This is a genomic window from Actinomadura sp. NBRC 104412 (assembly GCF_030269515.1).
GTDB lineage: Bacteria > Actinomycetota > Actinomycetes > Streptosporangiales > Streptosporangiaceae > Spirillospora.
The window spans coordinates 93110-106458 of the sequence record NZ_BSTM01000002.1; the positions used below are offsets into that span (position 1 = coordinate 93110).

A 13349-nucleotide genomic window follows, 5' to 3' on the forward strand; every position below is an offset into this window, starting at 1 on the left:
GGGCTCAGTGGGGGGCGTCCGTGCCGTTCGCCGGGTACGGCTCGGGCGGCACGGACCGGTTGTTGAGATCGACGGACAGGAAGATGTCGTTGCCGACCGGGCGGCGCAGCTCCTCGGCGAGCTGCCCGATCAGCCCGGCGGCGCGGGCCAGCAGCGCGAACCCGCGCAGCAGCTCCAGCGGCAGGCCCAGGTCGGCCAGCGCGGCGCCGCAGACCCCCGCGCCGTTCAGCGGCAGCGTCCTGCCGAGCGCCCGGGGGTGGACGCGGCCGATCGCGGCGAACAGCGACAGGTGCGGCCCGAACAGCCCTTCCTCGGTGGCGATCTTCATCAGCCTGGGCGTGCGCGGGTCGCCGTCCTTGTGGACGTGGTGGCCGAGCCCGGGGACGAACCGGCCCTCCTCGCGGACCCGCCGGACGACCCGCAGCGCGACCGCGTCCCAGCCGGCGTCGTCCTCAGGCATCAGGCCGTCCAGGGACTCCAGCACGTCGTGCAGGAAGCGGCCGGTGTCCTCGGTGACGCCGAGGAACCTGGATCCGCCGCCGAGCAGTCCCGCGGCCAGTGCTCCCTGCACCGAGTCGGGCGCCGACAGGTAGGTCAGCCGGGTGACGATCGCGGTCGGGGTGAAGCCGTGGTCGGCGAGCGCCGCCAGCACCGCCTCGAACACCCGCGTCTCGCCCCGGCTCGGCCTGCGCTGCGCGGCCAGCCAGAACGCCAGCTCGCCGAACCCGACCTCGCCCATGACATCCTCGGCCAGGTCGTGGCCCAGCAGCGTGATCTTCTCCCGGGTGGACGCGCCCAGCGCGGTGGGGTACTCAGTCACGGTCGCCTTCCTCGGCCGGCTTCGACAGCCATTCACGCAGTTCCGCCCCATGCTCGTCCAGTTCCGGCGGCGGCAGGGAGTAACGCGCGGGTGTCGCGGAGAAACGGATCGGATGGCGGGTTGTGGGCACGGCGCGCTCGCCCTCGCCGACCTCGACGACCGGGTCGAGGCCGAAGCGCTCGGCCATCGCGAACCCGCCGTCGATGGTGTTGATCGGGCCGCACGGCACGCCCGCCTCGACCAGCAGGTCGAACCACTCCACCGCGCCGCGGGTGCGCAGCCGCTCGACCAGGATCGGGTACAGCTCGTCCCGGTTGGCCGTCCGGTCGGCGTTGCGCGCGAACCGCGGGTCGTCGGGGACGTCCGGGATGCCGAGCACCTCGCAGAGCCGCCGGAACTGGCCGTCGTTGGCGGCGGTGACGATCAGGTCGTTGTCGGCGGTGGGCAGCGGCTCGTACGGGAACACGCTGGGGTGCGCGTTGCCCATCCGGTACGGGACGGTGCCGCCCGCGACATAGGCGGAGCTGTGGTTGACCAGCCCGGTCAGCGCGGAGGACAGCAGGTTCACCTCGACCAGCTGCCCCTCGCCGGTCGCGTCGCGGTGGCGCAGCGCCGCCAGGATCCCGATCACCGCGTGGTTGCCCGCCATCACGTCGAACACCGAGATCCCGGCCCGGTACGGCGGCCCGTCCGGGTCGCCGGTCAGGCTCATCAGCCCGGAGATGGCCTGCACCATCAGGTCGTAGCCGGGCACGTCGCGCCCGGGGCCCGAACCGAACCCGGTGATCGAGCTGTAGACGATTCCCGGGTTGGCGGAGCGCACGGTCTCGTAGTCGAGACCGTACTTGGCCAGCCCGCCCGGCTTGAAGTTCTCGATCAGCACGTCGGCGCGGCGGGCCAGCTCGCGCGCCACCGCGGCGTCCTCCTCCCGGCGCAGGTCCAGCGCGATCGACCGCTTGCCGCGGTTGATGCCCAGGTAGTACGTGGACACCTCGCCGCGTACCGGCGGCATCCAGGTGCGGGTGTCGTCGCCCTTGGGGCCCTCGACCTTCACCACGTCGGCGCCCATGTCGGCCAGCAGCATCGTGGCGTACGGCCCGGCCAGGATCCTGGAGAAGTCCGCCACCAGCACGCCTGACAGCGGCCCCCCGCCGCGGGGCCCGTCGTCCGTCATCCGGCTCCCTCACTCGTCCGTTGCACGGACAATCGTCCGTAATCAGATTGTGGCACGTCAGCGGCCCGCGACGTCAACCCGATCATGACGTGCGGCCCGGCGGTATCCGCGTCCATTCCGGCCCGTCCGGGACGGTTGACAGTTCAGCTACCGATCGCGAGAGTGACGTTTAACCTGTTCGACCGTGTAGCGGACAGTGGTCCGCCCCTGCTCCCGGCGGTCACATCTCGAGGATCTGACGAGGAGGGTCCACGATGAGCGAGTTCGAGGCCGGCCGGCCGGTGGTCCTGCGCGGCGGGACCGTGCTGCCCATGACCGAGGGGCGCGAGGTCCTGTCCGGGGCCGATGTCCTGGTGGCCGGCGAGACCGTCGCGGCCGTCGGCCCGAACCTGGAGGTGCCCGACGGCACCGTGGAGATCGACGCCACCGGCGGCATCGTGATGCCGGGCATGATCGACACGCACCGGCACATGTGGCAGACCGCCATGCGCGGCTACGGCGCCGACTGGACCCTCACCCAGTACTTCGTCTGGTACTACCTGGAGCACGGTAAGAAGTTCCGTCCCGAGGACATCCACGCCGGCAACGTGCTCGCCGCCATCGAGGCCCTCGACGCGGGCGTCACCACGGTCGTCGACTGGTCGCACGGACTGCAGACGCTCGACCACGCCGAGGCCGCCGTGGACGCGCTGCGCTCGGTGCCCGGACGGTACGTGCTGGCCTACGGCAACATCCAGCAGCCGCCCGCCGAGTGGAGCGGCACCAAGGAGTTCCGCGACTTCGCCGGCAGGCTCATCGGCGGCGACATGCTGGGCTTCCAGATGGCCTTCGACGTCACCGGGGACCCGTCCTTCCCCGAGAAGCCCGCCTTCGAGGTCGCCCGCGACCTGGGCGTCCCGGTCACCACCCACGCGGGCGTGTGGGGCGCCACCAGCGACGACAGCATCGCGCTGATGTTCGACAACGGGTTCATGACCCCCGAGACGATCTACGTGCACGCGGCCTCGCTGTCGATCGACAGCTACCACAAGATCGCCGCCACCGGCGGGTCGATCTCGGTGTCCACCGAGAGCGAGCAGAGCGCCGGCCAGGGCTACCCGCCCACCTGGGCGATCCGCGCGCACGACATCCCGGTGTCGCTGTCGATGGACACCAGCGTGTGGTGGAGCGGCGACCTGTTCTCCGCGATGCGCACCACGCTGGGCGCCGACCGCTCCCGCGAGCACATGGAGGCGCACTCCAAGAAGGACACCGTCACCCACAGCAGCCTGCGCGCCGAGCACGTCGTCGACTGGGCCACCCGCGGCGGCGCGCGCACCCTGGGACGGGACGACCTGGGCAGCCTGGAGCCGGGAAGGAAGGCCGACCTGGTCCTGATCAAGAACGACGCCTCACCGGTGTCGTTCCCGCTCCTCAACCCCTACGGCCACGTCGTGTTCCAGGCCCAGCGCGGCGACGTGCACACCGTCATCGTCAACGGCCGCGTGGTCAAGCACGACCACCGCCTGCTGGGCATCGACCTCGGAGCCGTCCGCGCCGAGGTCGAGCGCACGGTCGAGTACCTGCGCTCCGAGCTGGGCGAGGACGAGTGGAACAAGGGGATGAACCCCGACATCCCCGAGGCCAAGGTCCTGGACAACCCGTACACCTACACCGACTACCGCAGCGACGCCACGCACGGCGGAGCCTGAGCGAGGTGTCCCCCTCGGGGGCGCCACACGGTGGCGCCCCCGAGGGACGGGTCAGCCGGCCGCGGGGACGGCGCGCTGGGTTCCGCTGGCGCCGCGCCGGTGCCGGGGCTGTTTGGCACCGCCGAGCAGCAGCCCGGAGGCCACCAGGACCGCCCCGACGATCAGCAGCGCCACCGGGCCGATCGTCTCGACCAGGAGGATCTGGGTGGCCTTGTCGTCGGCGTAGTCGACCAGTTCCGCCTTGTCCTTCGGCGTGAGCCGCATCGTCATGTCGAGCAGCAGGAGCTCGCCGGGGCCCCCGTCGCGGGGCCGCATCGTCACGTGCACCTGCTGCTGCTGGTCGACCGGGATCCCGTTGCGGGCGTCGACCCAGTAGGTGACCGTGGCCTGGTGGTACCGGTCCGCCGGGACCGAGGCGGTGCCGGACCTGCCCAGCAGGTTCGCCGGCACCGAGTCCACGGGGCTGGGCACCCTGGTGGCCGGGATGGTCTGCACGAACTTGTAGGTCTTCACGCCCTCGACGGTCTCGGTGCCGCTGTACTTCATCGTCCAGGGACGCTTGGTCGAGGTGTCGAAGTACTGGTAGTCCTTGCGCTCGATGTCCAGGGGCCAGAACAGCCCGAGCCCCGCCATGGCGACGTTGCGGTCGTTGTCGACGTGCACGCCGCAGCAGCGGCTCAGCTGCCCCGTCCTGCGGTCGAAGGCGAGCCGCTGCCGGTAGAGGCTGAGGTCGACATCGTTGGCCACGTCCTGGATCACGGCGGTGGCGTCCCAGACCACGATGTCGTCCGGCGCCCGCTTGGAGGCGGCGGCGTCGCCGCGGATCGTGCTGGTGGCGGTGAGCGTGGCGCCCCTGCGGGTGGTGGCGCTACCGGCGTCGAAGTAGGTCGCGTTGGCCGCCTGTAGGTGGGTGATCTTGTAGTAGTCCGCGGGGGCCGCCACGACCTGCGGCGCGATGTAGAAGCGCGTGAAACCGGCGACGGCCATAGCGAAGACGCCGAGCCCGACGAGTGCTAGACCGATGAAAGAGCGCACTGTAGCCTCCTTGGTCCCGGATACGGCCGCGCGGGGGGAAGCCGCGGTTCCGGCCCGGTTGCCGGCTGTCGGCAGAGAGGCCGCCCCCTGCGGAGGCGGCCAGATTGTATCTGTTATACAAGCAACATGTGATCTCCGCCATACCCGCGTGCCCCGCCGCACCCGTGGCCGCAGGCGGCCGACCCCGGGGCGGAGGGCGCGAGTCCGGGGCGGCTGCGACGGGAGAGGCCGAATGATCGAGACAGACCTGGCGGCGGTGCTGATCCGGGCCGTGCTCGGGGTGACGATGATCGCGCACGGCTGGAACCACGCCTTCGGCGGCGGGAGACTGCCCGGGACGGCGCGCTGGTTCGAGTCGATCGGGATCAGGCCGGGCCGGGTGCACGCCGCGCTCGCCACGGCGACCGAGCTGGGCGCGGGGGCGCTGCTCCTGCTCGGGCTGCTGAACGCGCTGGCCGCGGCGGCGGTGATCGGCACCATGGCGGTCGCGCTGGTGGCCAACCACCTGCGCAACGGCTTCTTCATCTTCCGGCCCGGCGAGGGCTACGAGTACGTTCTGATGATCATCGTGGTGTCGGCCGCGCTGGCCGCGCTCGGGCCGGGCCGGATCTCCCTGGACGAGCTGGCCGGGGTGGAGCTCGACGGGGCATGGGGCCTGCTGACCGCGGTGGTGCTGGGCGGCGGCGGAGCGGCGCTGCTGCTGGTCACATGCTGGCGTCCCGCGAGCGTCCGGGCGGGCGGCGCCGGGGAGGGCGAGGCCGCGGACAAGGCGTGACCGGAGGGTGACAGGCGGGTTACCGGATCCGGTCTTTCCGCAGGTTGGAAAGGTCGCTGCGGGTGATCCTGATATCTTATCTAGCGAGTTCCGCAGCACTCGGTGTCCGTGTGAGCTGAGGAAGTGACAGCGATCTCGCAACGTGAGCGATCCGCCCGGTCCGGCTCCCTGCCCGGCGCTCCGCAGAACGTGCCGCTCCCGGGTGAGAGCCTTTCCAGGATGAGCAGTGGCGAGCAGGTGCGCCTCTACGTCCGCAGGCTGGTCTTCGACGGCGTGCTCCGGCAGGGGCAGCGGGTGCCGCAGGACGCGGTGGCCGAGGCGCTGGGCGTCTCCAGGATCCCGGTCAGGGAGGCGCTGATCGCGCTGGAGCGGGAGGGCTGGGTCACGATCGTCCCGCATCGCGGCGCCTTCGTGAACGCCCTCGACGAGCTGTCGGTCCGCGACCAGTACGAGCTGTACGGCATGTTCTACGGCTTCGGCGTGCGGCGTGCCGTGGAGCGGCGGGGCGCGGCGGTGGGGGAGCGGCTCGCGCCGATCCAGAAGCGGCTTTTCACCGAGCGGGACCCGGCCGAGCTGCACCGGCTCACCCTGGAGTTCCACAAGACGGTCATCGACGCGGCCGGCTCGCCCCGGCTGGGGTCCCTGCTGCGGCAGATGAGCGACATCGTCCCCGGCAACTTCTTCGAGATGGTGCCCGGCGCCGCCGAGGTGGCGCGGGAGGGCACCGCCGCCATCGTGACCGCGATCCAGCGCGACTACGGCGAGCTGGCCGAGAAGGAGTACGCCACCATGATGCGCCGGCTGGGCGACCTGGTGGTGGAGCGGTTCCGCGAGCGCGGCATGTTCGACCCCGTCCCCGAGCAGCGGCCGTCCTGAGGGGCCGGGAGCGTACCGGTCAGAGCGGGGCGCCGCTCCACGCGTCGTCCAGCAGTGCCCGGATCTCGGCGCGCCCGGCCGGCCGCGGGTTGGCGTACGGCGTCTCCGCCACCTGCGCGGCGACGGCGTCGAGGTCGTCCTGGACGAGGCCGAGGTCGCCCAGCGACCGCGGGCCTCCGGCGAGCAGCCCGATCTCCCGCAGCGCCCGCGCGGGTGCCTCGGTGCCCAGCGCGGCGCCGAGGGACCGCACCGCCTCCGGAGCCGCGGCGGCGTTGAACGCCAGCACGTACGGCAGCATGATCGAGTGCGTCTCCGCGTGCGGCAGGCCGAACGTGCCGCCGAGCGCGTGACACAGCCGGTGGTGCAGGCCCATCGTCGTCGCGCCGAGGCAGGAGCCGCCGAGCCACGCGGCGTACAGGGCGTCCGAGCGCGCCTCCGGATCGGACGGCCGGGCGGCCACGCGCGGCAGCGCCCCGGCCATCGCCCGGACGCACTCGGTGGCCATCAGCCCGACGATCGGGCTGGTGTCGGGCGCGTAGAGGGCCTCCACCGCGTGCGCCATCGCGTTCATGCCGCTGGTCACCGACAGCGGTACCGGCAGGCCGAAGGTGAGGTCCGGGTCGTAGACGACCGCGCGCGGCAGGACGCGGGGGTCACGGCCGGTGCGCTTGCGCCCGTCCTCGGTCAGCCCCCAGACCGGTGTCATCTCCGAGCCCGCGTACGTGGTGGGCACCGCGACGATCGGCAGGCCCGTCTCCAGCGCGATCGCCTTGGCCAGGCCGATGGTGGACCCGCCGCCGACCGCCACGCACCCGTCCGCGCCCCGCTCGCGCGCCACCGCCACCGCGGCGCGCGCGAGGTCCACGGGGACGTGCTGCGCCGCCTCGGCGTGCAGGCCCGCCGAACGGCCGCCCAGCGCACGGGAGACCTCGCCCGCCACGTCCTTGTGCCCGGGCGTGCTCAACACCAGGGCGCGGTCCAGCCCGAGCGCGTCCAGTTCGGCGGCCACCTCGCGTGACCGCCCCGGCCCGAACACCACCCGCACCGGCAGCGCCTGGTAGACGAACTCCCGCGTCATGCGGACTCCGGCGCGGGACGGAGGACGAAGTCGGCCTCGGCGCTCCAGTACGGGGACGGCAACCCCACATCGGCGGCCGAGGACGGGTCGTCCACCCGCGCGAACTCGGTGATGAGGCTGGAGTTCACCGCGAACACCGCGTCGGAGTCGATGTACGCGCTGTCGGCCACGAACAGGTGGGTGGTCAGCGGGACGAACCCCGGCGCCTCCAGGATGAAGTGGATGTGCGCCGGACGGTAGGGATGGCGGCCGGACGCCTTGAGCAGCCGTCCCACCGGCCCGTCGGTCGGGATGGGGTAGTGCGACGGGACGACGGAGCGGAACCAGAACCGGCCTTCGGCGTCCGCGGTGAACAGCCCGCGCCCCGTGCCGTTGGGCACCTCGGGAAGCTGGACGTCGTAGTAGCCGTTCTCGTCGCACTGCCACACGTCCACCCTGGCCCCGGCGACGGGCTCGCCGCCCGGCCCCAGCACGCGTCCCCGCACCACGCAGGGACGCTTGCCCCCAGCCGGGAAGATCTGGTCGCCGTGCTCGCGTTCCGGCGACGCGACCACGTGGAAGGGGCCCAGCACGGTCGAGGGCGTCGCGTCCCACTCCCTGCGGTGGGCGGGCGCCGCGCTCTTCCGCGCCTCGATCGTCTCGACGAGCATCGACACGCCCAGCACGTCCGAGAGCAGGATGAACTCCTGCCGCTGGTCGTCGCTCATGTGCCCCACGGCCGTGAGGAAGCCGATCGCGGCCTCCCACTCGTCGATCGTCGGCTCCACGTCCCGCACGAAGCCGTGCAGGTGCTCCACCAGCGACCCCAGGACGCGGCGCAGCCGCGGGTCGGCGGTGTCCGCGAAGCTCTGCGCGACCGCCTCGGTCGCGGTCTCCTCGATGAAGTCCATGTGCCCCTCCTGCCCATCCTCATCCTGATCCAGGACGCGGCGCGTGGCCAGCGGGGACGGCGCCCTCCCGGTCAAAGCAGGTAGCGCAACCACAGGTACGGCGTGGTGAGCGCGATCGTGATGACCGTGACCACCAGGCCGTAGCGGGTGAACGTCCAGAAGCCGATGGGGGTGCCGTTGCGCGCGGCGATGCCCAGGACGACCACGTTGGCCGAGGCGCCGATCGCGGTGGCGTTGCCGCCGAGGTCGGCGCCGAACGCCAGCGCCCACCAGAGCACCGCGGGGTCGCCGCCCGAGGAGCCCGCGGAGTGGACGAGGTCGGCCACGATGGGGCTCATCGTGGCGACATAGGGGATGTTGTCCACGATCGCCGACAGGCCCGCGGAGCCCCACAGCAGCAGCATGGCGGCCAGGTCCAGGCGTCCCTCGGTGGCCCGCGCGGCGGCCTGCGAGACCTCGCCGATGACGCCGGTCTCCACCAGCCCACCGACCATCACGAACAGCCCCGCGAAGAACACCAGCGTGGGCCACTCCACCTCGGCCAGGGCCTGCTCGGTGGTCACCCTGGTCGCCGCGATCAGCAGCCCCGCGCCCAGCAGCGCGACGACCGACGGCTCGTAGTGCAGCACGGGGTGCAGCACGAACGCCGCCACCACGAGGGCGAGCACGGCCAGTCCCTGGATCAGCAGCCTCCGGTCGGTGACGGCCTCCCGCTCCTCCAGCGCCATCACCTCCGCCACCCTGGCCTCGTCGTACCGGAAGGCGCCGCGGAACAGCCATCGGCACAGCAGGCAGAACACGGCCATCAGCAGGATGATCAGCGGGGCCATGTGCACCAGGAAGTCGTTGAACGACAGGCCGGCGCGGCCGGCGATGATGATGTTGGGCGGGTCGCCGACCAGGGTCGCGGCCCCGCCGATGTTGGACGCCATCACCTCGGCGATCAGGTACGGCACCACGTCCAGCCCCAGGCGCTCGCAGACCAGGAACGTGACCGGCGCGACCAGCAGCACCGTGGTGACGTTGTCCAGCAACGCCGAGGCCGTCGCCGTGATCAGCACCAGCATCAGCAGGAGCCGGTACGGGCGGCCGCGGGCGCGCTTGGCCGCCCAGATCGCCAGGTACTCGAACACGCCGGTCCGCCGCAGCACCGAGACGATCACCATCATGCCCAGCAGCAGGAAGACGACGTTCCAGTCGACTCCGGTCTCCTCGGAGAAGAACGCCTTCTCCGCGTCGGTGACGTGCAGGAGCAGCATCAGCGCCGCGCCGCCGAGCGCCACCTTCGTCCGGTCGATCCACTCGGTCGCGATCAGGACATAGGCGGCCACGAAGATCACGACGGCGGCGACGGCACCCACGAGGCGGCCTCCCGGTCCGGGCGAAGGATCATGACATCGCCGACCAGGCTTCCCGGCACACCGGGGTCCACCCTAGCGGTCTCCGATGGCCTTCCGGCACACCGGGGGTTCGGCCTGGCGATCTTCAGGCCCCGTCCCACCTGGCGCGACACGGGTGTTAGGCCCGCCGCCTATCGGGCAGGGGCCGAAAGAGCCTGGATTGAGAGCAAGGGGGGACGACCCAATGCAGCACGACGACTTCATCGGACAGGTCCAGAACCGCGCCCGCCTCCCCAGCAGGGGCGACGCCGAAAGGGCGTGCCGCGCCACACTGGAGACGCTCGGGGAGCGCATCCCCGAGGGGCTCGCCGACAACCTCGCCGCGCAGCTCCCGGTCGAGATCGGGGAGCATCTGCGGCGCACCGAGATCTACGGGGGCCGCGGCAGCGGCGAGCGGTTCGACCGGCACGACTTCATCGAGCGGATCTCGTCCCGCTCGGGCGCCGACGAGCCCAAGGCCGCCTTCCTGGCCCGCGCCGTCCTGGAGGTCACCGACGAGGCGACCGAGGGCGGGATCATGGACAGGATCTACAGCAGCCTGTCGCCCGACATCAGGGAGCTGGTGGCGGCCGGGTCCACCGACTGACCGGCCGAGTCCGGCGCCCTCCCGGTCGGCCGGCGCCACGCCGCGCCGGCCAGGGCGGGCGTGCCCGGACCCGCTGATCGCTAGACACCGGAAATGCCGGGCATACGGTCCATCCCGGAACAGACTCGGAGGGGGACGTCATGGACGCGGTCGCGCACGACCTCCGCCGCCCCCGCACGCGGACGCTGGAGCGGAGCCCCTGATGACCATGACCGATCCGGGCACGGAGCGCCGCAGGATCCGATTCGAGCGCGAGGCCGTGCCCTACCTGGACCAGATGTACGCCGCCGCGCTGCGGATGACCCGCAGGCCCGCGGACGCCGAGGACCTCGTCCAGGACACCTACGCCAGGGCGTTCGACTCCTTCGACAGGTTCGAGGAGGGCACCAACATCAGGGCCTGGCTGTACCGGATCCTGACCAACACCTTCATCAACGAGTACCGCAAGCGGCAGCGGCGTCCCACGCAGGCCGCCACCGACGCCGTCGAGGACTGGCAGCTCGCCGAGGCCGCCTCGCACACCCCCGGAGGGCTGAAGTCCGCCGAGACCGCCGCCCTGGAGCGCCTGCCCGACACCCAGGTCAAGCGGGCGCTGGCGGACCTGCCGGAGGACTTCCGGCTCGCCGTCTACCTCGCCGACGTGGAGGGCTTCGCCTACAAGGAGATCGCCGACATCATGGGCGTCCCGATCGGGACGGTGATGTCGCGGCTGCACCGCGGCCGCCGCCGGCTCCGCGAGGAGCTGGAGGAGTACGCCCGCGAGCAGGGCATCTCCACCGCCTCCGCCGGGCGGTCCTGACGCCACGGGCGCGCGTGGATTTTGAAGAATTTTTCAATTGGCTAAGATTGCAACGTGCTCAGCATGAAGCCGGGCGGCGCTTAGGGCTGCCCTAGAACGAGGAGGTCTGTCCATGGGGCGCGGGCGAGCGAAGGCCAAGCAGACAAAGGTGGCGCGCAAGCTGAAGTACGCAGGCGGGCACACCGACCTGGACAGGCTGCGCCGGGAGCTCGGGGTCGACTCCACCCCCGGCGACCCGGTGGAGGACGTCTCGCGGGACGACGAGGGCGAGGAGCGGTACGGGGACGAGCGGTACGAGGCCGAGTACGTCCCGGCGGACCGCGCCGGCCGTGACCGCGACGAGGAATCCGGCGCGTGAACGGGCGCGCCGCCCCGCCGCCGCGATCGCCGCGCCGGCCCCGTCCCGGGTACGGGCGACGGACCGGGGGCTGAGCGTGCCGGTTCCCCTGCATCAGGCGAAGGCCGAGCTGTTCAAGACGCTCGGCCATCCGGTGCGCGTGCGGGTCCTGGAGCTGCTGCGCGAGGGGCCCAGGCCGGTCCGCGACCTGCTGGCCGCGATCGAGGTGGAGCCGTCCAACCTGTCCCAGCAGCTCGCGGTGCTGCGGCGGGCCGGGCTGGTGGAGGCCAGGCGCGAGGGCGCGACGGTCACCTACGCCCTGGCCGGCGGGGACGTGTCGGAGCTGATGGGGGCGGCCCGGCGGATCCTGACCGAGCTGCTGGCCGACCAGGGGCTGCTGCTGGCCCAGCTCCGGGCCGAGCCGCTGGAACGGCGGCCGGCCGAGAGATCATTGAATATTTCACACAATATGTGAACAATTCGGGGCATGACCGCTGACGGGGACGACGTGCCGCGGCTCGCGATCGGCCTGCCGGTGGCGCGCCAGGTGTACGGGCCGGGCGAGCACGCCCAGATCCTGGACATGGCCCGCGCCGCCGACGAGGCCGGGATCGACACGCTGGTGGCGACCGACCATGTCGTGATGGGGGAGCGGTTCGACCGCTACCCGTTCGGGCCGTTCCGGTTCTCCTACGGCGACCCGTGGCTCGAACCCCTGACGACGCTCGCGGCGATCGCCGGAGCGACCCGCAGGGTGCGGATCTCCACCGGCGTCCTGATCGCCGCGCTCCGCCGGGCGCCGCTGCTCGCCAAGACGGCGGCCACCCTGGACGTGCTGTCCGGCGGCCGGCTGGAGCTGGGCGTCGGCACCGGCTGGCAGCCCGAGGAGTACGAGACGATGGGGCTCGACTTCGACCGGCGGGCCCGGCTCCTGGACGACACCGTGGCGGCCTGCCGCGCCCTGTGGACGCCGGGCGCCACCACGTTCGCCTCGGAGACCATCAGCTTCGACCGGATCTGGTGCGACCCTCAGCCGACCCGTCCCGGCGGCCCCCCGATCCTGTTCGGCGGGCCGCTGACGAAGCGCAACGTGCGCCGCGTCGTCGAACTGGGTGACGGCTGGATCCCGATCATGGGCGAGCCGGCCGACGGCGTGGCCGCCGGGACCGCCCGCCTGCGCGAGGCGCTCGCCGAGGCCGGCGACCCGGACCGCCCCCTCCGCGTCCGCCACTCGCCGCCGGTCGTCCGGCACAACGGGACCGCCGACCTCGACCGCACCCTGGACGGCGCCGGAGCCCTCCTGGAAGCGGGGGCGACCGAGATTCTGCTCCCGCTCGGCGCGTTCGTCTCCGAGGCGAAGGAGGCGCCGTCCTGGGTGACGGAGCTGGGCCGTCGCTGGGCACGCCTGTGGTGACCCCTGACCCCGCGACGGTCGCGGACCGCCTCGCCCTGCGCGACCTCGTCGAGTCCTACGCCGCCGCGGTCGACGCCCGGGACGCCGATCTCCTCGCGTCCCTCTTCACCCCCGGCGCGCTCCTGGAGGTGCGCCGCAACGACGGCACGGGCAGCCGCTACGAGGGCGCCGCCGCCCTGCCCAAGCTGATCTCCGCCCTGGAGGCCAACTACCAGAAGACCTTCCACCTGGTGGGCAACCACCGCGTCACCCTGGACGGCGACCGGGCGGCCGGGGACACCTACTGCCTGGCGCACCACGTGTTCGCCGACGACGAGGGCGTCCCGTCCACCATGGAGATGCTGGTCCGCTACCTGGACCGCTACATCCGGGACGACGGCGACTGGCTCATCGACCGCCGCACGGTCACCTACCTGTGGACCCGGGTGACCCCGGTGGACGCCGCCGGCCTCGGCCGATAAATCCGTTGCCCCT

General features: G+C 72.2%; 15 protein-coding genes. 9 read left to right on the forward strand and 6 right to left on the reverse strand.

What is annotated here, in order from left to right; all coding sequences use genetic code 11:
* Window positions 1-4 precede the first annotated feature (4 nt).
* Together QSK21_RS02840 and QSK21_RS02845 are read right to left on the reverse strand one after the other, a co-directional pair.
* Window positions 5-820, reverse strand: a complete 816-nt coding sequence (locus tag QSK21_RS02840; protein ID WP_285693485.1) for a citryl-CoA lyase — start codon at window positions 818-820, stop codon at window positions 5-7.
* Window positions 813-1994 carry a CaiB/BaiF CoA transferase family protein gene (locus QSK21_RS02845; RefSeq protein WP_285693488.1) on the reverse strand — a complete coding sequence of 394 codons (1182 nt, stop codon included), beginning with the start codon at window positions 1992-1994 and terminating at the stop codon, window positions 813-815. Before QSK21_RS02845 ends, QSK21_RS02840 begins: the two co-directional genes overlap by 8 nt.
* 254 nt (window positions 1995-2248) lie before the next feature.
* On the opposite strand from QSK21_RS02845, the gene QSK21_RS02850 reads away from it, so the two are divergent.
* Window positions 2249-3685, forward strand: coding sequence for an amidohydrolase family protein (locus QSK21_RS02850; protein WP_285693489.1), 1437 nt, complete (start codon window positions 2249-2251; stop codon window positions 3683-3685).
* Between the two features lie 51 nt (window positions 3686-3736).
* Here QSK21_RS02850 and pgfA read toward each other — a convergent pair whose 3' ends face one another.
* Entirely contained in the window at window positions 3737-4720 is a 984-nt protein-coding gene (gene pgfA / locus QSK21_RS02855; RefSeq protein WP_285693492.1) for a cell envelope lipid trafficking protein PgfA, read from the reverse strand.
* A 232-nt stretch (window positions 4721-4952) separates the two neighbouring features.
* On the opposite strand from pgfA, the gene QSK21_RS02860 reads away from it, so the two are divergent.
* The gene (locus tag QSK21_RS02860; RefSeq protein ID WP_285693495.1) at window positions 4953-5495 is read left to right on the forward strand and encodes a DoxX family protein; all 543 of its coding nucleotides are present in this window, start codon (window positions 4953-4955) and stop codon (window positions 5493-5495) included.
* 219 nt (window positions 5496-5714) lie between these two features.
* On the forward strand, window positions 5715-6371 hold the full coding sequence (locus QSK21_RS02865) for a GntR family transcriptional regulator (RefSeq protein ID WP_285693497.1): 657 nt from the start codon (window positions 5715-5717) through the stop codon (window positions 6369-6371).
* A 19-nt stretch (window positions 6372-6390) separates the two neighbouring features.
* Here QSK21_RS02865 and QSK21_RS02870 read toward each other — a convergent pair whose 3' ends face one another.
* The 3 genes from QSK21_RS02870 to QSK21_RS02880 form a co-directional block, all read right to left on the reverse strand.
* Window positions 6391-7449, reverse strand: a complete 1059-nt coding sequence (locus QSK21_RS02870) for a maleylacetate reductase (protein ID WP_285693499.1) — start codon at window positions 7447-7449, stop codon at window positions 6391-6393.
* Entirely contained in the window at window positions 7446-8339 is an 894-nt protein-coding gene (locus tag QSK21_RS02875) for a dioxygenase family protein (protein ID WP_285693500.1), read from the reverse strand. Before QSK21_RS02875 ends, QSK21_RS02870 begins: the two co-directional genes overlap by 4 nt.
* A gap of 71 nt (window positions 8340-8410) precedes the next feature.
* Complete coding sequence (locus QSK21_RS02880) at window positions 8411-9700, reverse strand: ArsB/NhaD family transporter (RefSeq protein WP_285693501.1); 1290 nt, start codon at window positions 9698-9700, stop codon at window positions 8411-8413.
* 223 nt (window positions 9701-9923) lie between these two features.
* Here QSK21_RS02880 and QSK21_RS02885 point away from each other — a divergent pair, with 223 nt between their 5' ends.
* The 6 genes from QSK21_RS02885 to QSK21_RS02910 all read left to right on the forward strand — a co-directional run bounded on the left by QSK21_RS02885 (window position 9924) and on the right by QSK21_RS02910 (window position 13336).
* Window positions 9924-10325 (forward strand): DUF2267 domain-containing protein, encoded by a 402-nt coding sequence (locus tag QSK21_RS02885; RefSeq protein WP_285693504.1) that lies wholly within the window; start codon window positions 9924-9926, stop codon window positions 10323-10325.
* Between the two features lie 202 nt (window positions 10326-10527).
* Entirely contained in the window at window positions 10528-11124 is a 597-nt protein-coding gene (locus QSK21_RS02890; RefSeq protein WP_285693506.1) for a sigma-70 family RNA polymerase sigma factor, read from the forward strand.
* Window positions 11125-11236: 112 nt separating this feature from the next.
* Entirely contained in the window at window positions 11237-11482 is a 246-nt protein-coding gene (locus tag QSK21_RS02895) for a DUF3073 family protein (RefSeq protein ID WP_285693508.1), read from the forward strand.
* A 76-nt stretch (window positions 11483-11558) separates the two neighbouring features.
* Window positions 11559-11936, forward strand: coding sequence for an ArsR/SmtB family transcription factor (locus QSK21_RS02900; protein ID WP_285693892.1), 378 nt, complete (start codon window positions 11559-11561; stop codon window positions 11934-11936).
* 12 nt (window positions 11937-11948) lie between these two features.
* A complete protein-coding gene (locus QSK21_RS02905) occupies window positions 11949-12875 on the forward strand; it encodes a TIGR03619 family F420-dependent LLM class oxidoreductase (protein WP_285693510.1) in 927 nt (308 codons plus the stop codon).
* The gene (locus tag QSK21_RS02910; RefSeq protein ID WP_285693512.1) at window positions 12872-13336 is read left to right on the forward strand and encodes a nuclear transport factor 2 family protein; all 465 of its coding nucleotides are present in this window, start codon (window positions 12872-12874) and stop codon (window positions 13334-13336) included. The genes QSK21_RS02905 and QSK21_RS02910 overlap by 4 nt, the downstream gene beginning before the upstream one ends.
* Window positions 13337-13349 lie beyond the last annotated feature (13 nt).

Coding starts and splice junctions, on each gene's coding strand:
- QSK21_RS02845 (WP_285693488.1), bottom strand. CDS start 1,994: ATGACGGACGACGGGCCCCGCGGCGGGGGGCCGCTGTCAGGCGTGCTG.
- QSK21_RS02850 (WP_285693489.1), top strand. CDS start 2,249: ATGAGCGAGTTCGAGGCCGGCCGGCCGGTGGTCCTGCGCGGCGGGACC.
- QSK21_RS02860 (WP_285693495.1), top strand. CDS start 4,953: ATGATCGAGACAGACCTGGCGGCGGTGCTGATCCGGGCCGTGCTCGGG.
- QSK21_RS02865 (WP_285693497.1), top strand. CDS start 5,715: ATGAGCAGTGGCGAGCAGGTGCGCCTCTACGTCCGCAGGCTGGTCTTC.
- QSK21_RS02870 (WP_285693499.1), bottom strand. CDS start 7,449: ATGACGCGGGAGTTCGTCTACCAGGCGCTGCCGGTGCGGGTGGTGTTC.
- QSK21_RS02875 (WP_285693500.1), bottom strand. CDS start 8,339: ATGGACTTCATCGAGGAGACCGCGACCGAGGCGGTCGCGCAGAGCTTC.
- QSK21_RS02885 (WP_285693504.1), top strand. CDS start 9,924: ATGCAGCACGACGACTTCATCGGACAGGTCCAGAACCGCGCCCGCCTC.
- QSK21_RS02890 (WP_285693506.1), top strand. CDS start 10,528: ATGACCATGACCGATCCGGGCACGGAGCGCCGCAGGATCCGATTCGAG.
- QSK21_RS02895 (WP_285693508.1), top strand. CDS start 11,237: ATGGGGCGCGGGCGAGCGAAGGCCAAGCAGACAAAGGTGGCGCGCAAG.
- QSK21_RS02905 (WP_285693510.1), top strand. CDS start 11,949: ATGACCGCTGACGGGGACGACGTGCCGCGGCTCGCGATCGGCCTGCCG.